Below are 19,277 nucleotides of genomic sequence, written 5' to 3'. Positions count from 1 at the left end.
TCTACTTTTACAATTCGTTAAACAATTAAGAAATAAACAAACAAAAAAACCACAACAGATGAAAAAAATCTACCTTTTGTTATTCTTTGCCGTTGTTAGCAACTTGTTTTCTCAAAACGGAAAAATCTATCTAAAAAATTCAAAATTCAACGTGGGTAAACCCAATACCTATGTTTATGAACCGCCTCAAGGTCTTGTAATAGAAGACAATGCTAAAGCAAATTTCCTGTATATTACTCCCTATGATTTTTCTTCTGATATAAGTCCGCTGAAAAAAAGTGGAAAACGTTATGAGTTTACCGTAAAAGTTCCCGATTCTGTCAGAGTGATTCTAGTCACTATAAACGATTCGCAAAAAATTGCAGATAGCAACAATGAAAAAGGCTACACTGTACTTCTAAAAACACAAAATGATGTTGAATTAGGAAAAAGTTTAATAAACGAAATTTCTGTTAGAAGTAATGGAGGTTACTTTTTTAGACTAAAATCAGAATCAAAAAGAGAAGATTTAATTGCTGAATATGATGCCCTATTTGCAAAATATCCCAAATTAAAAGACGACATCGTTTCTTTAGAATATTTCTACACTAAAAAGTCTCTCGACAAAGAACAAGGAGAAAAAGATCTTCTAGCTTTTGCCGATAAATGTGTAAAAAAAGATACCGAAGAATATTTGACTTCTGCTTATTACATCTATAGTTCTAATAATGACACGCAAGATCAAGCGAAAAAATTAAGAAAAGAAATTTCAGAAAAGTATCCTGCAAATAGAATTGATGCAATGGATTTTATTAGAAATTTCTTCGATCAGCCTGATAAAACAGAAGCTTCTGTTTTAGAAAGCCTTAAAGCTTATAAAACAAAATATCCTAACGATACTTCTAAGAGGTCTCTAAGCTATTTTTATTCTGTTTTGGTGCCTATCTATCTAGATAAAGGAGAATTGGAAAAAGCTATAGCCTGCGAACCTTATATAAATCTTCCAGAAGACACATACAATAATTTTGCTTGGGGCCAATCTGGCGGTGATTTAACAATGCCAGTAAAAGATATTGATTTTGCCACAAAAGTTTCTAAACGATCATTGGACATAATCGAAGCAAAACGAAAAGAATCTTACACTCCCGATTACAATGGCAAATTTAACATGTTTGCTGATACTTATGCTCTTCTACTTTATAAACAAGGCAAATATGAAGAAGCTTTTAAATACCAAAGCGGCGTGAAAGCTCTTGACGGATTGGACGCTGGAGGCAAAGAACGCTATTTGGCAATGCTTGATAAAGTAAAAAGTAAAGACGAAGTAAAAGCTTATATCGAAGACGAAATAGGTAAAGGCAATACATCTCCTGCATTTATTGCTAAACTAAAAGAGATTTATATTGAAAAGAAATTGCCGATGGCTGAATTTGATGCCATTCAGCAAAAAACAGAATTATTAGCACAAGAAAACAAGAACAAAGATCTTCTTGAAAAATTTGGAAGCAATAATGCCATTGACTTTACCTTGAAAAATCTAGAAGGAAAAGATATAAAACTTTCAGATTACAAAGGAAAAATTGTTGTTCTTGATTTTTGGGCAACTTGGTGCGGGCCTTGCAAAGCTTCTTTTCCAAAAATGCAGCATTTAGTGACTAAATACAAAGATAAAGATGTTGCTTTCTTGTTTGTAAACACTTGGGAAAATGGTAAAGAAGAAGAGATTTTAAAAAAAGTAAGTTCTTATATTACAGAGAAAAAATTTGACTTCAACGTTGTTTTTGATCTCAAACAAGAAGTAGTTGGCAATTATAAAATTCAAGCTATCCCGACACGTATCGTAATTGACAAAAAGGGCGATATTCTCGCTTATGACAATTCAAATACTGACATAGGAAAGATTATTGAAGAACAATTAAAATAAGTATTCTCTTATTTTTAAAACAAAAAAATGTATTTTTGGTATACCGAAAATAAATTTATGATACAGCTGATCTGGGGAATACTAAATATTGTTACTTTTTTTGCCATTGTTATTTTTTGTATGAAAAAAGCGGTCGAAATTCGTCAAAAAATTGGCCTTTTTGCAGCTATTATTTTTTCATTTTTTGCCTTGTCTTTTATTTCCAAACCTAGCAATAGTTCAGATTATAAAAAATTTGAATTTAAAAAGAGGAATCCTAATCAAGATACGTTTTTCTCAAAGGTTATTTTAGAAGAGGATTTAACAACAAAAATTGAGTTGGGCGTAATTCGTGATGAAGAAAATGCTATTTCTGCTATTGTGACCAGAAACGGTTTTGTAAGCGGTACAGAATGGCAAACTCAAAGTATTATTGTAAATAAATTGGAACCAAAAGATACATATCAATATATCGTAAACGGCACAAGAAAATGGAAAATTATTGGTATTGATATATATTCAGAATTTAAGGAATTTAGAGGAGTAAAAGAGTTGAAACCTAGATAAACTCTATACTTTCTTTCGAAAAGATTCTCAAAAGGACAAAGAAGAATTCTATCTTTTTTGTCCTTTTTTAATAATCAAGATTTATCAAAATAATTATATTAGTAAAGCGCATCAACGCTCTTTTTTAGTCAAAGTTCATTATCAATTCTAATTAACTTATAATAAATGAGAAAAATTATCAGCCTAATAACAGTAGTCATTTTATTCTCTGCTTGTAAAAAATCCGAAAACACTACGGTTTCTAATACTTCGACAACAAAAACAGATAGTAGTTCTGTCGATCATTCGGCACCAGTTACAACGTCAAATTCTGGATCTCTCTTGGATTTATTTACAAAAAGAAAAGATGAGATAGTTTTAAAATTAAAATCTATTTCTGCTGAACAAGCCAATGCTTTATACGAAAAATATCATGAAGAAAATGGTTATTTACTTCACCAGATAGACGAAAAAGAAGATTATTTACTGCAAAATTTTTACAGTGAAAAAGACACAGATAAAAAGGAAATCAAACTTTTAAATGATAAACTTTTAAAACATCAACTGCAATTTGACGAACTAGGCGAAGGTATTGTTGAAATCACGACTAAACCCGATTTTTATTATTCGATTTTTAAAAACTATGTAACGCCAGATTACAAAGAGTATCTGTTTATGCAAAGTGAAGAAAACAAAGAAACTTATTCTGTTGATGCGGGATTGGTTATCTCTTTTAAAGATTTAGGAGACCGTGTAGTTTCCTGGGAGAATTTCATGAATAAATATCCAAATTCAAAACTGATGAAATCGGTAAAAGAGGACTATAAAATGTATCATCTCGATTATTTAATAGGCGAAGACAATACTCCAACTTACGAAAGAGCTACCGAAGAGAAATACATTTATCCGGAAAACATTCAGGAATTTAATCGTTTTCTAAAAAAATATCCAAACAGTCCGACAGTGCCTTTTATTCATACATTTATGGAAAACTTTAAAAATGAAAATATAGCAGAAATGCTACGTGAGGCTCAAGACAAATTGTAATAAAACAACCAATAAACCAATAATTTCTAAAACTAAAACCATGGAAAATAAAAAACCAATACTATTTATCTTTTGGGTTATCGCTATTATTTTGGGCGTAACGCTGTTTAAACAATTCGATTTCAAAACATTTAAATTTGAAAAACCAGCACTAGATTTTATTTATCTAGTTGTATTTCTATTTTCAGTATTTATAATTATCAAAAATTCGAAAAAGAAATGAAAAAAATTATAACTGTGATTTTGATCTTTTTGTGCACGCAAATGGTTCAATCACAAAAAGGCTTTAAACCGCTTTTTGATGGAAAAACACTAAAAGGCTGGCATATTTACAGTGAAAAAACGGCAGAATCTGGATGGAAAGTAGAAAAAGGCGGAATTCTTCATTTTGATCCTAAAGCTATTAAAAATGGAAAAGGTGGAGATTTGGTAACGGATGCTGAATTTGAGAATTTTCATTTAAAACTAGATTGGAAAATCTCACCAAATGGCAATAGCGGCATTATTTTTTATGTGAATGAAAATCTTCCCGAATACAAAAACACGTATAGCACTGGCTTAGAAATGCAAGTCTTAGACAATGATGGCCATCCAGACGGAAAAATCACAAAACACCGCGCCGGAGATTTATACGATTTGATTAAAAGCAATTCTGAACCTGTAAAACCTGTTGGAGAGTGGAATACCGCCGAAATTATCAATAAGAATGAAAAATTAATACTAATTCTAAATGGCGTAAAAGTAGTTGAAACAACACTTTGGGATGATAATTTTAAAAAATTAATCGCCGAAAGTAAATTTGCTACTTGGCCAGGTTTTGGAACATTTAAAAAAGGAAAAATAGCTTTACAAGATCATGGAAACGATGTCTGGTTTCGTAATATTGTGATAAAGCAGTAAAAATTACATTCGGAAATTAAAATCCTAGCTTTTAACTTAACAAAAAACAAACAGCAGAAAATGGAAAATAATTTTACAAAAGTAATGTCAAATAAAACGGATGAAGAATTAATTAAAATTGTGACCGTAGATATTGGAAAATATCAAATATTGGCCATTGAAGCTGCAAAAGAAGAAATTGCGTCTCGAAATATTGACATAAATCGAATTAAAGAAATTGAGGCAAAATTAGAACTTCAAAAACAAAAACTTGATAAAGTAGAAAATAATACGGTTCATTCAAAAATTAGATTTGTAAATTTTCTGATAGATTTTATACTAGTATTCGTTTTATATTTTTCTATTAGTCCCAACATAGAATCTTTACTTTCTCTAACAGCTCAATATGAAAGAGCAATATACAGAATCGCAGCACTATTAATCTTTATTGCAATCTATTATATAGTTTTAGAACACAAGTATCAAAAAACATTGGGGAAAATTATAACCAAAACCAAAGTTGTAAATTTAGAAGGAGAAAAAGCAGAACTGAGCGATATTGTAAACAGAACATTTTGCAGATTAATTCCTTTTGACAGGGTTTCATTCTTTTTTTCAAGAAATGGAATTCATGATGTAATGTCTAAAACGAAAGTAATAAAAGATTAAAAATCAACATAGGGTGTAGCAAAAGCCTGTTTTTGAAAATCAAAACTAAGCAACAACAAATGAAAACATTCATCACATTTATAATAATTGTCTTTGCTCAAAATTTCTACTCTCAATCATTTGACAAAAAAACATATGAAAAGCTATTAAAATCAGATAAAATTGAATTTGTGGAATACGCCAAATCTGTTGGTTTAACCATTGAAACAGATTCGATATCTGAATCTATTTTTGCAAAAAGAAAGGGCTGTCTTTATTTAAAACCAACTGGAACTAAAAATGACAATGAATACTATGAATTAGCTCTAATTGTATCTACCCTAAATAAAGAAAATAATAAGCTCATACTTGAAAACGCAAAAGAAAATCCTGAAACGAAAGGAGTTTGGACAGATAATGAATATTTATACAGAGAATGGGACATGGAAAATCCTATATCTAAAGAAATGTGGTATAAAGTTTTAATATATAAAAGAAAATAAAACAACTTATGAAAAAAAATATCTTACTCCTTTTACTTCTTATTGGTACTTATAGCTTTTCACAAAATTTAAATAAGGAAAAAAGGTCTCAGGCAGAAATCAAAACCTTCATTCTTGCTGAAACAAAAGAAGGTGGAAAATTAGACTTTTTCACAAAAATCAAAGGAAAAGAATATAATGGATTACAAGTAAAACCTGGACTAATTATGACAAATTTAGAAATTGCATTATATAGCTGGGGCAAAGCAAATTCTGAGCTTGGTATTGAAAATAGTGAGAGCGCATTATTAATATTCCAAGAATTCAAAGGAAAAGAGCTAAATCTTAGAGAAAAAGATTTGATTCCTATGGGATTTAGAAACGACTTAAAATAATCGTCGGTAATAATATCCACTTTATTAGCTAAATGTAAAATTTACAAAACATAAAAAGCCGGAGCAAAAGCCAAAAATCCAAATCAAAAATCAATCAAAAAAAGTACAGAATGGAATTGAATTTTAAAGATTTCCCTAAACTAGTTACCGAAAGATTAGTATTAAGAAATATTGAAAAAACTGATGTTGCTTTAATTCATAAATTACATTCTGATGCAATTGTAAATGCTTTTGTTGGAAGAGAGAATTCCTCAAGTTTAAAAAAAGCAGAAGAATATATAATCAAAATGCAAAATTTAATTGCGAAAAATGAATGCATTTATTGGATTATAACTGAAAAAGGAAATAACGATCTAATTGGTTCGATTTGTTTATGGAATTTTGATATCGAAAATGAAATTGTAGAAATAGGATATGAAATGTTGAGTGAATTTCAAGGCAAAGGAATAATGACTGAAGCAATCAAAAAAGTAATAGAATATGCATTTGAAAAAATAAAAGCAAAAATCATAACTGCTTTTCCGTCTTCTGACAATATTAATTCTGTATCAATATTAAAAAAAATGAACTTTGAATTGGAGAATAAAAAATATAATAATACCCATGAGAATATAAAAAATCTGGTAACTTATACTTTAAGAAATAGTCTAATTAAAAACCAGAATCGCTAGGCAGTAATAGCACTAAAACTACATTTAGCATCAATGCGTTTTGCACAACAATTTTTAAACACTACTGATATGAAGAAAATACTCATTATAATTTTTTCAATATTGACCTTATCAGTTTTCGCCCAAGAAAAAACGGTTTCTGACTTCAAAAATGATTTTGAAAAAATTGTAAAATCTGATTTAACTGAAGAAAAACTAAATAAATTATTTCAGGAATACCCATTAATTTTAACTCCCCATAGTGACAATACTCAATTGTTTGAGTCTTTGAAAGGAACGGACTTTAATAATTATTCAATGCTAAATTTTAAAAATGAAAATCTTTACAAATCAAACATTGATAATTTATTGAATTCCCAAAATTCATACAATCGAATTCTCGCCTATTTATTAATTGCATCAACAAATGACAAATCCAAGGAAAACACTCTTTTAGGAAAAATAAAAACGGAAAAAGAAAAAGGAAATTTAATTTGGTCAGGAATGGCTTTATTAAGTTTGAAAACGAACCATACTGATGAATTATTTGATTTTCTGGTGAAAAATGAAGACTTTGGGGATGCACATATGTTTCCAATGTATATGCAATTGGACAAAGACTCAATTAAACAAACTGCTTATCGAAAAATAAATTTAGATAATAATAAGGCAAAAGTCCTCGCCATTCAAAGTCTTTCTAAAACAGCCAACAATTTTCAAACAGAAAAAATTGTAAAAGACGCAGTTGCAACTTGGGATATTAATTTAAAAGGTTATGCCATATATACAGTTAAAGAATTACAAATGGGAAATCTTTTGGAATTACTCAAACCTCTGATTGAAAATGAAAAAACAAAAAGAATTTCTCTAGAAGCTCTCGCAAATAGTCCAACTCAAAAAGACAGAAAATATTTGATTTCTTTAGTGGATAAAAACAAAATGGATGAAGATGTTTTAGAAGCCCTATTCAATTCAAAAAACATTGATAACTTGAAGCTATGGCTGTCAATAATCGAGAACAATCCTAAACCTGAAAATTATTATTTTTTTGCATTTGAACAGCCTTTATTAGCAAGTGATGAAATTTTGGAAAACTTGCAAACAGCATTGAAAAAGACAAAAGACAAAGACTCACTTGGAGAACTTGTAAGGGCTTTGAATGGCAGAACTGATAATGCAAGTATTGATATAATGCTATCTCTGCTTAAACATCAGAGTTCATCGGTTCGCTATTGGACTGCTCTTACTTTGGAAAACAATCCAAGTCCAACACTTAAAACTAAAGAAAATCAAAAACTAATTGAAAAAGGGCTTGAAGACGGCAATAACCCCGATTAATAATATTCTTGAAAACAACAACGTTTGGCAAGACGAGGAAGTTATGCATAATTTGAAAATGGTTTTGTATTTAGACTGTTTAGGGCTAATTTAAAATAATTGATGCAAAAAAATCCTTGATGGGATTCCAACAAAAATTTCCTTTAAATATTGGTATTTTCAAAATCTGAAATGAAGAAAATTCTTTTTTTTATCGTTTTATCAACTTTGAATTCTTACTCACAGGATTCGAATACCTTTTATACTTCATTCTCATCGGAAAATCCAAGAGAACATATTATTAGATTTTTAAATGATTCAATAGCTGAATTTCAAAATATACCAACTCACGGAAGTAAAATCTTTAGTTTTAAAAGAAAGTATTTCAAAGAAAATGGAATCTTAACAATTGAAATTGGAAACTTAACTGATGTAGAACAAAACAATCTAAAAATATATAATCTAGACTATTTGGAAAACAAAAGAATATATTTAGCTAAAAACAAAAAAGAACTTGTTGATAAAAGCAATGGAACTGTATATGTCGATAGAAAAATTCTCAATAGAAATTATATAAGACGTAAATCTATCACAATAATTAACAGTAAAAAGTATATAGTTGATAGAGGGATTACAAACGGTTATGGTTTAATAGAAAAATTACCAAAAGGAAATAAAAATGTAGCAAAATTTATAATGGAAAATGCTGAAGACCCTAAATTCAAAAGCGAAGTAATTCGCGGCTTAAAAGCTTATAAAAAATATGGCATTTTAGGAATAAATGGTGTTTGCATTATTACAAAAACTGAATAAAAAAAGCCTGAGAATGTAGATTCTCAGGCTTTTTTTATTTTATAGTGACCCTGACGATACAGAATTCGAACCACTTGTTAGAAGATTTAAAGATTTTAAATGATGCCTAATTTTGTGATTTGAACTATTGATTAGTCTTGAGTTATCACTAATTCATTAAATAAAACCTCTTTTAAGTAGTTCATTTATTGTTTTATCATCAAGCATATCATCAGATAGACTTAAATCCAGAATAGCAATATCATTAGAAAGCTCGACAGATTTCAATTTATTATTTTCTAATTCAAGTCTTCCCAGTTTCTTGTTTTCTGAAAGATTGATGCTTTCCAACAATGTATTTTTTATACTTAAATCATTAAGCAAAATGTTTTTTGACAAATCAATTAATATTATTGGATTTTCATCAATATAAAGTCTTTCAAGCAACGAATTATTGGACAAATCAACTTTTGACAAACCACTTGAACTAATAAACAACTCAAGTAATTGGGTATTATGTGTTAAATCTAAATGAGTATGATTAATTTTTTCTAAAGACTCAGGCTCCGTATCTCCACCTAAATGAAGATATTTTAAGTTAATATTTTTTTCAAGATTAATACTTGAGAAGGCATTATCAGTAATACGTAATTCTTCTAACAGAATATTTTGAGAAAGGTTTATTTCGGATATTTGATTCCAAGTTATATCCAATTTCTTTAATTTTGGAAATCTTGTAACATCTAACGAATCTATTTCTACATTTTCTAATGTAAGATCTTCTAATTCGGCTAATCCATTTTCATACCAGATGCAATGACCGCCATATGAGCAATAGATTTTTTTAAGCATTTTGTTATTCTCATTTACCCTGGCTGAGATTAACATATGACCAATATGTAATTCTTCAAGATTTATATTTAAACTTAAATCTATATCATCTAGCTCATTTAATCCATCCAAAAATAATTGTCTTAGATTTAAGTTTGCTTTTAAATCTAAATTTTCCAGCAGCAGATTATCTAGTTTTAAAACTTCAAGCGCTATATTTTTTGAAAAATCAATTTCTGTAAGATGCTCACTTCTTTCAATGGTAATTATTTTTAATTTTTCATTAAAAGTCAAATCTAGTTTTTCTAAATCATAAGAATCTATAATTAGTACTTCTAGATTGGGAAAATACTTAATTTCATCGATACAAGTCAAATCATGACCTTCACAATTAAGCTCTGTAATTGATGTAACAGATGCTATATTTAAATCAAGTATCATTTTTTTAAAGTTTTCATCTTTAAAATTAATCTGTGATATTTTCTTTTCTATTGAATCCGATTTAAATCGACCAAACCAATTTAATATGCTATCCATCTAATATTTTTTATGTTTATATCTCTTAACCTTTTGAATATGTAAAAAAAATAGAATTTTGTTTTAAAAATAAATCTGTCTCTAAATTCGTCAGACCGTTTATCGAAACTTACACACTCACTCGTCTTTAAATCACACTACCCTAATTCATAATAATTACTTTTTCTTTTTAATTAGAATTCATTTTTTAATGATACAAAAAAAGCCTGAAAATCAATATTTTCAAGCTTTTTTTAGTGACCCCGGAGGGGTTCGAACCCCCAACCCTCAGAGCCGAAATCTGATATTCTATCCAGTTGAACTACGAGGTCAAAATATTAAATTCCAAATTTTTATCCCGAAGCCTCGGGACCAAATTCCAATTTTAGTATTGGAATTTGGAATTTAAATATTGAGATTTTTAATTTGGAATTTTATGATAATAATTTCTTTACAATTGTAGAAATGGTTTTTCCTTCAGCAGTTCCACCCAATTGAGCAGAAGCTAATCCCATTACTTTACCCATTGAAGCAATTCCTGAAGCTCCTGTTTCAGCAATGATTTTTGCGATTACAGCTTCTACTTCTTCTTCACTTAATTGAGCTGGTAAAAACTTCTCGATTACAGCAACTTGAGCCAATTCTGGTTCTGCTAAATCAGGACGGTTTTGTTCTGTAAAGATTCTTGCGCTCTCTTTACGAGTTTTAACTAATCTTTGAAGCAATTTAATTTCTTCGTCTTCTGATAATTCTTCTTTAGAACCTGAAGCTGTTGAAGCTAATAATAATTCAGATTTTACTGCTCTTAAAGCTTCTAAAGCAACAGTATCTTTTGCTTTCATGGCGGTTTTAATTTCGTCCATGATTTGTGCTTGTAAACTCATGTTTATGTTTTATTTTAAATAAGCTAATGCCTATTAATTGATTATAATAATTTGTTTGTTCGACTAATAGTATAGTCTGTCAGGCTGAGCGGAGTCGAAGCCCTTTCCAACGAGAAGCCCTTCGACTACGCTCAGGGCGACAATATTGTCTTTAAAATACTATTTTAAAAGTCAAATTTTGAAATTCTGTGCGAAGATAAAAAAAATAACCCGAAAATTAAATCCAATTTTCGGGTCATCTATTATTATGATGCTAAAAATTAATCTACGTTATCGTGCAAAAATGAATTGTTAGAACGTATTTGTAAATCATTATTACTGTCTGTTCCAACAGAAATTCTAGAATTTGCATTATTTGATTGCGAATTAGACAAGTCAATTCCTAATCTTTTGTAAGCTGGTTCTTTTTCCAGCTCGTCTATTCTAGAAACATTATTATGGAATTTATAGTTAAACTCTTTTAGTTTCTTTCTTCTTTCTTCAGCTCTCAAACGTAATGTTTCTTCAATAGTTAATTCTAAAGGAGAAACCTCAGAAGTTGTAGAGAAATCTGGTTGGCTAGCAAAATCAACTCTTGGTTTCAAAGTGATATTTAATTCTTCTGGAACAACATCTTCAACCACTTTTTCAACTGGTTTAGAAGCCAATAAATCGTTTTCTACTTCCATATATTCTTCTAGAGAATATCTCACAACTCCGTTATCTGAAACCTCTGTTACAGGTACAAACTGCACAGGATCATTAACTTTGATTTCACGAGTTTCATTTGTCAATTCGAATAAAACTCTATTATCTTCTACAACAGGCTCTCTTTTTATAGGCTCTTGTTTAAACAAAGGAAGATCAAAAGAAAAAGTTGTTTGTTCTTCTTTTTCAAATACTCTTTGCTGTTGTACTGGCTGTTGCATTTGCTGAACAGGTACTTCTGGTGCAGAAATTGTAAAATCGATATCTGTAATTGGCGAAACAATTTCGAAAGTTACATCTAGATTTTTGATGAACTCAGACATTACTACCAATTCTTCCTGATTGATTGCTGGAGCAACAGCTTGAACCGGAGTTGGAGCAAATGTTTCATCTTCATCATCCGTTAAATCAAAAACAACTTTATCTTCAACCTTTGCTGTTGGTGTATCAACTGTTAAGTCGAAAGAAGAAAGTGGCCTGTTCGTCAAATTATGAACACTTCTTTGCTCATCTTCCAACGTATGAATGATTTTTTTAGGTTCTGTATTTACAATTTCATTTTGTTGTTCTACATCAAAACCTGTAGCAATAATAGTTACTGCAATTGCTTCACCAAGAGTTTCGTCTTCACCAACTCCCATGATAATATTTGCATTATAACCAGCCTCAGCTTGAATGTGATCGTTGATTTCTCCAATTTCGTCAAGAGTAATCTCATTAGTTCCAGAAACGATAAGCAACAATACGTTTTTGGCACCTGTAATTTTATTATCGTTTAACAACGGAGAATCTAAAGCTGAGATAATTGCATCTTTTGCTCTGTTTTCACCTGCTGCCACAGAAGATCCCATGATCGCAGTTCCACTGTTTGATAAAACAGTTTTTGCATCACGTAAATCGATATTTTGAGTATAGTGGTGCGTAATTACTTCAGCAATACCTCTAGAGGCAGTTGCTAAAACTTCATCCGCTTTCGAGAATCCAGCTTTGAAACCAAGATTTCCGTATACTTCTCTTAATTTATTGTTGTTGATTACAATTAAAGAATCTACCTGCTTACGCAATTTCTCGATTCCAATAATCGCTTGCTCCTGACGTACTTTCCCTTCAAATTGAAAAGGAATCGTCACGATACCAACAGTTAATATTTCTCTTTCTTTAGCTAATTGAGCAATTACCGGAGCTGCACCAGTTCCAGTTCCTCCACCCATACCAGCAGTAATAAATACCATCTTCGTATTTCTATCCAACATCTTTTCGATATCAGAAATACTTTCGATAGCAGACTGCTGACCAACATCAGGGTTTGCTCCTGCTCCTAATCCTTCAGTCAAATTAACTCCTAATTGGATTTTATTTGGCACTGAACTATTTTGAAGCGCTTGCGAATCGGTATTACAAACGATAAAATCTACGCCTTTAATACCTTGCTTAAACATGTGGTTGATTGCGTTACTACCGCCTCCACCAACACCTATGACTTTGATTACATTTGATTGATTTTTTGGTAAATCAAATGAAATACTTCCAAATTCTGAGTTGCTCATCATCTTTTTGGTTTTTGAAATTCTTATTTAGTACATTTTTTACTTCTTGACTTGGGGCAAAAAGTAATATCCTTCTCTTGTTATTCTATTTATTCTGCGTTGTCTAAAAACTCTTTGATTTTGTCGACATAACGATCAAAAAATGATCTCCTTATTTTGGTTTCTGTAGATTCGTCTTTAGAAGCTTTCTGACTTACAAGTTCTCTATCTTCTTCAATCGTTTCTACTTTCTCAACGTAATTTTCCTCAACTTCGTATCGTTGTACTGGAGGGGCGTTTCTATAAACAACTTTTGGCTGTTCATTAACCAATTCCATTCTAACAGCACTTTGCGAACTATTTTCGATACTGTTCATTACCAATCCAACTGCTGTTGCAAATAACGGACTAGAAATTTCTTCTCCTGAGTTTCCTGCCAAATGCTCGTTTGGATAACCAATTCTGGTATCCATTCCGGTAATGTATTCAACCAATTGTTTGATGTGCTTTAATTGTGCACCTCCACCAGTTAAAACAATTCCGGCAATTAGCTTTTTACGAGGATCTTCGTGACCATATGCTTTAATTTCTGCAAAAACCTGTTCTACAATTTCCACTACTCTTGCGTGAATAATTTTAGAAAGATTTTTTAGTGAAATCTCTTTTGGCTCTCTTCCTCTTAAACCAGGAATAGAAACAATTTCATTGTCTTTATTCTCTCCTGGCCAAGCAGATCCGAATTTTATTTTTAAAAGCTCAGCTTGTTTTTCGATAATTGAACATCCTTCTTTGATATCATCTGTAATCACATTTCCTCCGAAAGGAATTACAGCTGTATGACGAATGATACCATCTTTGAAAATAGCTAAATCCGTTGTTCCACCACCGATATCGATAAGCGCAACACCAGCTTCTTTTTCTTCTTGACTTAAAACAGCATCTGCCGAAGCTAATGGTTCTAATGTTAATCCAGACAATTCAATTCCTGAACTCTGAATACATCTCCCAACATTTCTGATTGAAGATGCCTGACCAACTACAACGTGAAAACTAGATTCTAATCTTCCGCCATACATTCCAATTGGCTCTTTAATTTCAGACTGTCCGTCGATTTTAAACTCCTGAGGTAAAACGTGAATGATTTCTTCTCCTGGTAACATCGCTAGTTTATTTACCTGATCGATTAGAAGCTGAATATCATTTTCACCAATTACTTCTTCGGGATTATTTCTGCTAATGTAATCCGTATGCTGAATACTTCTGATGTGCTGTCCGGCAATACCCACAACCACATCTTTAATTTTGTATCCAGAATTATTTTCTGCTTCGATTATAGCCTGTTGTATAGACTGAATCGTCTGCGTAATGTTGTTTACTACTCCTCTGGCAACACCCAAACTTTTGGATTTACCAATGCCCAAAATCTCCAACTTACCATACTCATTTTTCTTGCCAATCATGGCAACGATTTTGGTTGTTCCAATATCTAGACCTACTGCAATATTATCTTTTTCCATTTTCTATTATTTAGTGCAAACTACTTGTTCCGTAAACCTAAGGTCAATCTTTTTGTATTTGTATAACGAACTATCTAAAACTGCTTTTTGAAAAAACGCTTTATAGTTTTTAAATTTCTTATCAACATTCATTGTTCTTCCGAAATCTATAAAGTAATCATAGTTACGGTTAAACATTTTTAGGCTTCCATTCGGCATAATCTCTATAGCAATGATGTTTTTTTTCAAAAACGCATCGTCATAAATTGTGCGAAATAAAGCGGCTAAATCTTCGTTATTTTTTTCATTAATTGCCCCTGAAACAAGAGGAACTCTCGCAGTGAAATTGTCAGACAAAGGCATTTTATTACCCTCGTAATCAATATAAAAAGAAGAACCGCCTTCATAAACTCTTGCTATGGGCGTCTTCTGTTTTACTACTGCTTTTAGAACTCCATCGATACTTACAAAAACATTTGACTTTTCAATCATCTCTTGTGTATCGAGGGTTTTCTCTATCTTATTCAAATCTACTTCATCTTTTCTAATACTGGAAGCGTCTCTTTTATTTTCTATCAACAATTTATTAACCGTTTCGGGCTTAACAAAAAGCGTATTTTCTCCTACAAAAACGACCATAGATTTTTTCAATTTTCTATCTCCATTTCGATGCTGAGCGAAAGAATATAGAAAAAGAACAAGTCCAATAATGAGTACTAATCGAATATTTGTCCAATTAAATATTTTCATTTAAAACCTTTTTTATTGACGGAACCATTTCTCCCAGATCACCAGCTCCAATTGTTACAATTATAGGCGCATCACTGGCTTTGATTTCACCTAATAAATCTTCTTTTGCAACAATTTTTTTGTTCGTATTTGTCATTTTACCCAAAAGCCACTCAGAAGTCACTCCTTCCATCGGAAGCTCTCTTGCAGGGTAAATATCCATCAAAAACACTTCATCAAATTGCGATAAGCTTTCAGCAAATCCGTCAACAAAATCTCTAGTTCTGCTGAATAAATGCGGCTGGAAAATTGCCAAAACTTTACGTCCCGGATACAACTCTCTAACTGCTTGATGAACAGCATTAATTTCTGTTGGATGATGTGCGTAATCATCAATATAAACTAAATTTTCACTCTTAATCTGATATGAAAAACGTCTTCTAATTCCGTTGAATGAAGCAATGGCTTTTGCAATAGAATCGGTCGGGGTGCCGAATGTCTTAGCCATTGCAATAGCCATCAATCCATTCATTAAATTGTGTCTTCCAGGCAATCCGAAACGTAAATCCTTCATAATCTCTGATGGCGTCTGCACATCAAAAACATAAGCCCCATCCTCAATACGAACGTTGAAAGCCTTAAATACAGCATCTTCATTTACAGCACATTGAACACCCTCTAAAGGCAATTCTTTTGTAATGAAGAGATTATTTTTATCCTCTACTTTTGAAGCAAATTCTCTAAAAGAGGCCTGAATTGCATCGCTAGTCCCATATATATCCAAGTGATCAGCATCCATAGAAGTCACGCAAGCAATATCTGGACGCAAATGCAAAAACGATCTATCAAATTCATCTGCTTCTACAACCGTTACTGTTTTTCCGCTTCCAATTAAATTTGAATTATAATTTTCTACAATTCCACCTATGAAAGCCGTAACATCAGCTCCACTTTGAAATAAAATATGGCCTAAAATACTAGATGTTGTTGTTTTTCCGTGAGTTCCTGCAACGGCAAAACAAAATGTATCTCTACTAATAATTCCTAGAACTTCTGCACGTTTTTTAACCTCGTAATGTCTTTCTATAAAATAATTCCACTCTGAATGTGTTTTTGGAACAGCTGGCGTGTAAATAACCAATGTATTCTCAACATAATAATCTTTTGGAATTAAGTTTATATCATCCTCAAAATGAATATCAATACCACTTTCAATCAATTCATTAGTTAGCATTGAAGGCGTTTTGTCGTAACCTGAAACTTGTTTTCCAATAAATTTGAAATAACGAGCCAGAGCACTCATTCCGATTCCTCCGATACCAATAAAATAAACGTTTTGTATTTGATTTAAATTCATTTTTTATTTGCTTTTATTTGCTTTAAGCTATAGGCAGTAAGCTTTAGGCCTTTCTACCTTTGTCTTTATTATTTGATTCTTTTTTACTTTAGGCCATATACAAAAGCTTAAAGCTTACTGCCTATAGCTTACCGCTTAATAAGCTTTACAATCTCAGCAACAATAGCCTGAGTTGCTTTTGGCATTGCTAATTTTTTAATATTCGCACTTAATTGCTTTTGTTTTCCTTCATCTTTCAGCAACGCTTCAAAAACAATACTAAACTGCTCGTTAAGTTCAGATTCTTTCAACAAAATTGCGCCTTTAGCATCAACAATTGCCTGCGCATTTTTTGTTTGATGATCTTCGGCCACATTTGGAGACGGAATAAAAATTACTGGTTTTCCAACAATACATAATTCCGATACCGACGAAGCTCCCGCTCGCGAAATAATTACATCTGATGCTGCGTAAACAAAATCCATTCTTTCAATAAAATCAACCACTTTTACATTTGACTGATTGTATTTTTTATATTCTTCAAAATATAATTTTCCGCATTGCCAGATTACCTGAACATCTTGCGAAAGAAAATTTTGCAACTCTTTTTCAATTAACTGATTGATTCTTCTAGCTCCTAAACTTCCTCCTAAAACCAAAAGTGTTTTTTTGTTCGGATCTAATTCATAAAAAGCAATTGCTTCATCTCGTTTACTATCAATATCAATTAAATCTTGACGAACCGGATTACCTGTCAAAACAATTTTCTCTTTTGGAAAAAATCGCTCTAAATTCTGATAAGCCACACAAATTGCATTTGCTTTTTTGCTTAACAATTTATTTGTAATTCCAGGAAATGAATTCTGCTCCTGAACCACTGTCGGAATTCCTGCCGAACCAGCCGCTTGCAATAATGGTCCACTGGCAAAACCGCCCGTTCCAATTACCACATTTGGCTTGAATTTTTTAATTATCCTTTTTGATTCCAATAAACTGCTTGCCAGTTTAAGCGGAAACATTAAGTTTTGTAAAGTCAATTTTCGTTGCAAACCTGCAATCCAAAGGCCTTTTATTTCGTAACCTGCCTGAGGCACTTTTTGCATTTCCATTTTGTCTTTGGCACCTACAAATAGAAATTCTGCATCAGGAAATTGTAATTTTAATTCGTTCGCAATCGCAATGGCAGGATAGATATGTCCTCCCGTTCCTCCTCCGCTAAGTATGAATTTATACTTTGTCATCTTTATAAAAATTACAACTTTTTTAAATTTTATTATATTTTAACTTTATTTATTCAAAACTGCATTCATTGGATTCCTTGAATTATCTTCTATTGAATAAACTGGTTCTTCAGCATATATTTCTTCAGGAATCACATCGTCTTCTGCCAATTCTTTATCAATCAATCGCTGTAAAGCTTCTTTTCTTTTTGCTTTTTCTGCTTTCTCCTCCGCAATTTCTTCTTCTTTTTTCGTCACACTGATGATAATTCCAAGTCCTAAACAAGTCATCCAGATCGAACTTCCCCCACTACTTATTAAGGGTAGTGTCTGTCCTGTTACAGGCAATAATTCAACAGCAACCGCCATATTAATCATGGCTTGAAATATCATTGGAAACCCTACTCCAACTACAACCAATTTACCGAATAAGGTTGGCGCTTTATGCGAAGCAATTACAAATCGAAACAAAAGCAATAAATACAGAATTACAATTGAAATTCCACCAACCAAACCGTATTCTTCGACAATAATCGCATAAATAAAATCGGAAGAAGATTGTGGCAAGAAATTTTTCTGAACACTTTTTCCAGGCCCTAAACCTCCCAATTTTCCAGAAGCAATTGCAATTTTCGCTTTCTCTATCTGATAATCGTCTTCGTCTGGCTTATCTGTTGTAAAGTTTGTAATACGACTTTCCCAAGTAGAAACCCTGCTAAAGAATCTTGAATCTGGAAAAGCTTTTGCAACCAAAAGGAAAAATGCCAGCATCGCTATTCCTGAACCAATAATAAATCCAATATATTTTAAAGGATATTTTCCAATGAACGTTAACATTAAAACCATTGCAAAAATCAACGCTGTGGTCGAAAAGTTTGCAGGTAAAATCAGCATTAATGTGATAAATACTGGAATCCAAAGCTGAATCAACGAAGTCTGAAAAGGCTCATTTTCTTCTTTAGTTTTCGATAAATATCGCGCTACATAAATAAAAAGAACAATCGATGCTAATGTTGATGTTTGAAATGTAATTCCAATAAAAGGCACCTGAATCCAACGACTTGCATTTGCTCCTGCAATTACAGTTCCTTTCAATAAAGTGTAAAGCAATAAAAACCAAACTATAGGCAGTGCAATTTTTGAAATCGCTCTGAAATAATGATACGGTACTTTATGAACCCAATAAATAATCAAGAAACCAATACAAATATGAGCCAGATGTTTTAACAAATACCCCAAAGTATTTCCCGTTCCGTGGCCAATATAAGCCAAGTTACTACTCGCACTAAAAACAGGCATAAACGAAAACAGCGCCAATAGAGCCACGAATGACCATATTACCCTATCTCCTTTTAGTTTGTTTACTAGCTCCTTCATATTTCAGATTTTAGAGTTTAGATTTTAGATTTTTTCT

Annotated in this window: 19 protein-coding genes and 1 tRNA gene; 11 read left to right on the top strand and 9 right to left on the bottom strand. The window is 31.6% G+C overall.

What is annotated here, in order from left to right:
* Positions 1-58: 58 nt before the first annotated feature.
* From HNP35_RS06445 to HNP35_RS06395, 11 genes are all read left to right on the top strand, one after another.
* Positions 59-1,903: a TlpA disulfide reductase family protein gene (locus HNP35_RS06445; RefSeq protein WP_184157672.1), complete on the top strand. Its 1,845-nt coding sequence runs from the start codon at positions 59-61 to the stop codon at positions 1,901-1,903.
* 27 nt (positions 1,904-1,930) lie between these two features.
* Positions 1,931-2,449 carry a hypothetical protein gene (locus HNP35_RS06440; RefSeq protein WP_184157673.1) on the top strand — a complete coding sequence of 173 codons (519 nt, stop codon included), beginning with the start codon at positions 1,931-1,933 and terminating at the stop codon, positions 2,447-2,449.
* A gap of 165 nt (positions 2,450-2,614) precedes the next feature.
* Positions 2,615-3,475 (top strand): hypothetical protein, encoded by an 861-nt coding sequence (locus HNP35_RS06435; protein WP_184157674.1) that lies wholly within the window; start codon positions 2,615-2,617, stop codon positions 3,473-3,475.
* A gap of 40 nt (positions 3,476-3,515) precedes the next feature.
* Positions 3,516-3,698 carry a hypothetical protein gene (locus HNP35_RS06430; protein WP_184157675.1) on the top strand — a complete coding sequence of 61 codons (183 nt, stop codon included), beginning with the start codon at positions 3,516-3,518 and terminating at the stop codon, positions 3,696-3,698.
* On the top strand, positions 3,695-4,375 hold the full coding sequence (locus HNP35_RS06425) for a 3-keto-disaccharide hydrolase (protein WP_184157676.1): 681 nt from the start codon (positions 3,695-3,697) through the stop codon (positions 4,373-4,375). The genes HNP35_RS06430 and HNP35_RS06425 overlap by 4 nt, the downstream gene beginning before the upstream one ends.
* Positions 4,376-4,435: 60 nt before the next feature.
* Positions 4,436-5,023 carry an RDD family protein gene (locus tag HNP35_RS06420; protein ID WP_184157677.1) on the top strand — a complete coding sequence of 196 codons (588 nt, stop codon included), beginning with the start codon at positions 4,436-4,438 and terminating at the stop codon, positions 5,021-5,023.
* A 59-nt stretch (positions 5,024-5,082) separates the two neighbouring features.
* A complete protein-coding gene (locus tag HNP35_RS06415) occupies positions 5,083-5,505 on the top strand; it encodes a hypothetical protein (RefSeq protein ID WP_184157678.1) in 423 nt (140 codons plus the stop codon).
* Positions 5,506-5,513: 8 nt separating this feature from the next.
* Positions 5,514-5,879 carry a hypothetical protein gene (locus tag HNP35_RS06410; RefSeq protein WP_184157679.1) on the top strand — a complete coding sequence of 122 codons (366 nt, stop codon included), beginning with the start codon at positions 5,514-5,516 and terminating at the stop codon, positions 5,877-5,879.
* 110 nt (positions 5,880-5,989) lie between these two features.
* On the top strand, positions 5,990-6,550 hold the full coding sequence (locus HNP35_RS06405) for a GNAT family N-acetyltransferase (RefSeq protein ID WP_184157680.1): 561 nt from the start codon (positions 5,990-5,992) through the stop codon (positions 6,548-6,550).
* 69 nt (positions 6,551-6,619) lie between these two features.
* Positions 6,620-7,867, top strand: coding sequence for a hypothetical protein (locus HNP35_RS06400; protein WP_184157681.1), 1,248 nt, complete (start codon positions 6,620-6,622; stop codon positions 7,865-7,867).
* A gap of 171 nt (positions 7,868-8,038) precedes the next feature.
* Positions 8,039-8,659 (top strand): hypothetical protein, encoded by a 621-nt coding sequence (locus HNP35_RS06395; RefSeq protein WP_184157682.1) that lies wholly within the window; start codon positions 8,039-8,041, stop codon positions 8,657-8,659.
* A 156-nt stretch (positions 8,660-8,815) separates the two neighbouring features.
* On the opposite strand, the gene HNP35_RS06390 is transcribed toward HNP35_RS06395, so the two are convergent.
* The 9 genes from HNP35_RS06390 to HNP35_RS06350 all read right to left on the bottom strand — a co-directional run bounded on the left by HNP35_RS06390 (position 8,816) and on the right by HNP35_RS06350 (position 19,240).
* Complete coding sequence (locus HNP35_RS06390; RefSeq protein WP_184157683.1) at positions 8,816-10,006, bottom strand: hypothetical protein; 1,191 nt, start codon at positions 10,004-10,006, stop codon at positions 8,816-8,818.
* A 237-nt stretch (positions 10,007-10,243) separates the two neighbouring features.
* Positions 10,244-10,317: transfer RNA gene (locus HNP35_RS06385), tRNA-Arg, on the bottom strand.
* Positions 10,318-10,419: 102 nt separating this feature from the next.
* Positions 10,420-10,869 (bottom strand): GatB/YqeY domain-containing protein, encoded by a 450-nt coding sequence (locus HNP35_RS06380; RefSeq protein ID WP_184157684.1) that lies wholly within the window; start codon positions 10,867-10,869, stop codon positions 10,420-10,422.
* 260 nt (positions 10,870-11,129) lie between these two features.
* On the bottom strand, positions 11,130-13,106 hold the full coding sequence (gene ftsZ / locus HNP35_RS06375; protein ID WP_184157685.1) for a cell division protein FtsZ: 1,977 nt from the start codon (positions 13,104-13,106) through the stop codon (positions 11,130-11,132).
* Positions 13,107-13,192: 86 nt separating this feature from the next.
* A complete protein-coding gene (ftsA, locus tag HNP35_RS06370) occupies positions 13,193-14,599 on the bottom strand; it encodes a cell division protein FtsA (RefSeq protein ID WP_184157686.1) in 1,407 nt (468 codons plus the stop codon).
* Between the two features lie 6 nt (positions 14,600-14,605).
* Positions 14,606-15,328 (bottom strand): cell division protein FtsQ/DivIB, encoded by a 723-nt coding sequence (locus tag HNP35_RS06365; RefSeq protein ID WP_184157687.1) that lies wholly within the window; start codon positions 15,326-15,328, stop codon positions 14,606-14,608.
* Positions 15,315-16,664, bottom strand: a complete 1,350-nt coding sequence (gene murC / locus HNP35_RS06360) for a UDP-N-acetylmuramate--L-alanine ligase (protein WP_184157688.1) — start codon at positions 16,662-16,664, stop codon at positions 15,315-15,317. The genes HNP35_RS06365 and murC overlap by 14 nt, the downstream gene beginning before the upstream one ends.
* 128 nt (positions 16,665-16,792) lie before the next feature.
* A complete protein-coding gene (gene murG / locus HNP35_RS06355; RefSeq protein ID WP_184157689.1) occupies positions 16,793-17,884 on the bottom strand; it encodes an undecaprenyldiphospho-muramoylpentapeptide beta-N-acetylglucosaminyltransferase in 1,092 nt (363 codons plus the stop codon).
* Between the two features lie 45 nt (positions 17,885-17,929).
* Positions 17,930-19,240: an FtsW/RodA/SpoVE family cell cycle protein gene (locus HNP35_RS06350; RefSeq protein WP_184157690.1), complete on the bottom strand. Its 1,311-nt coding sequence runs from the start codon at positions 19,238-19,240 to the stop codon at positions 17,930-17,932.
* Between the last annotated feature and the right edge of the window lie 37 nt (positions 19,241-19,277).

Source organism: Flavobacterium notoginsengisoli, from assembly GCF_014207905.1.
GTDB classification, from domain to species: Bacteria; Bacteroidota; Bacteroidia; order Flavobacteriales; family Flavobacteriaceae; genus Flavobacterium; species Flavobacterium notoginsengisoli_A.
This window is presented reverse-complemented; position numbering and strand designations above follow the sequence as displayed.

Excerpts from the sequence above, each read along its gene's own strand:
- HNP35_RS06445 (WP_184157672.1), top strand. The coding sequence starts at position 59 with ATGAAAAAAATCTACCTTTTGTTATTCTTTGCCGTTGTTAGCAACTTG.
- HNP35_RS06440 (WP_184157673.1), top strand. The coding sequence starts at position 1,931 with ATGTATTTTTGGTATACCGAAAATAAATTTATGATACAGCTGATCTGG.
- HNP35_RS06435 (WP_184157674.1), top strand. The coding sequence starts at position 2,615 with ATGAGAAAAATTATCAGCCTAATAACAGTAGTCATTTTATTCTCTGCT.
- HNP35_RS06430 (WP_184157675.1), top strand. The coding sequence starts at position 3,516 with ATGGAAAATAAAAAACCAATACTATTTATCTTTTGGGTTATCGCTATT.
- HNP35_RS06425 (WP_184157676.1), top strand. The coding sequence starts at position 3,695 with ATGAAAAAAATTATAACTGTGATTTTGATCTTTTTGTGCACGCAAATG.
- HNP35_RS06420 (WP_184157677.1), top strand. The coding sequence starts at position 4,436 with ATGGAAAATAATTTTACAAAAGTAATGTCAAATAAAACGGATGAAGAA.
- HNP35_RS06415 (WP_184157678.1), top strand. The coding sequence starts at position 5,083 with ATGAAAACATTCATCACATTTATAATAATTGTCTTTGCTCAAAATTTC.
- HNP35_RS06410 (WP_184157679.1), top strand. The coding sequence starts at position 5,514 with ATGAAAAAAAATATCTTACTCCTTTTACTTCTTATTGGTACTTATAGC.
- HNP35_RS06405 (WP_184157680.1), top strand. The coding sequence starts at position 5,990 with ATGGAATTGAATTTTAAAGATTTCCCTAAACTAGTTACCGAAAGATTA.
- HNP35_RS06400 (WP_184157681.1), top strand. The coding sequence starts at position 6,620 with ATGAAGAAAATACTCATTATAATTTTTTCAATATTGACCTTATCAGTT.
- HNP35_RS06395 (WP_184157682.1), top strand. The coding sequence starts at position 8,039 with ATGAAGAAAATTCTTTTTTTTATCGTTTTATCAACTTTGAATTCTTAC.
- HNP35_RS06390 (WP_184157683.1), bottom strand. The coding sequence starts at position 10,006 with ATGGATAGCATATTAAATTGGTTTGGTCGATTTAAATCGGATTCAATA.
- HNP35_RS06380 (WP_184157684.1), bottom strand. The coding sequence starts at position 10,869 with ATGAGTTTACAAGCACAAATCATGGACGAAATTAAAACCGCCATGAAA.
- ftsZ (WP_184157685.1), bottom strand. The coding sequence starts at position 13,106 with ATGATGAGCAACTCAGAATTTGGAAGTATTTCATTTGATTTACCAAAA.
- ftsA (WP_184157686.1), bottom strand. The coding sequence starts at position 14,599 with ATGGAAAAAGATAATATTGCAGTAGGTCTAGATATTGGAACAACCAAA.
- HNP35_RS06365 (WP_184157687.1), bottom strand. The coding sequence starts at position 15,328 with ATGAAAATATTTAATTGGACAAATATTCGATTAGTACTCATTATTGGA.
- murC (WP_184157688.1), bottom strand. The coding sequence starts at position 16,664 with ATGAATTTAAATCAAATACAAAACGTTTATTTTATTGGTATCGGAGGA.
- murG (WP_184157689.1), bottom strand. The coding sequence starts at position 17,884 with ATGACAAAGTATAAATTCATACTTAGCGGAGGAGGAACGGGAGGACAT.
- HNP35_RS06350 (WP_184157690.1), bottom strand. The coding sequence starts at position 19,240 with ATGAAGGAGCTAGTAAACAAACTAAAAGGAGATAGGGTAATATGGTCA.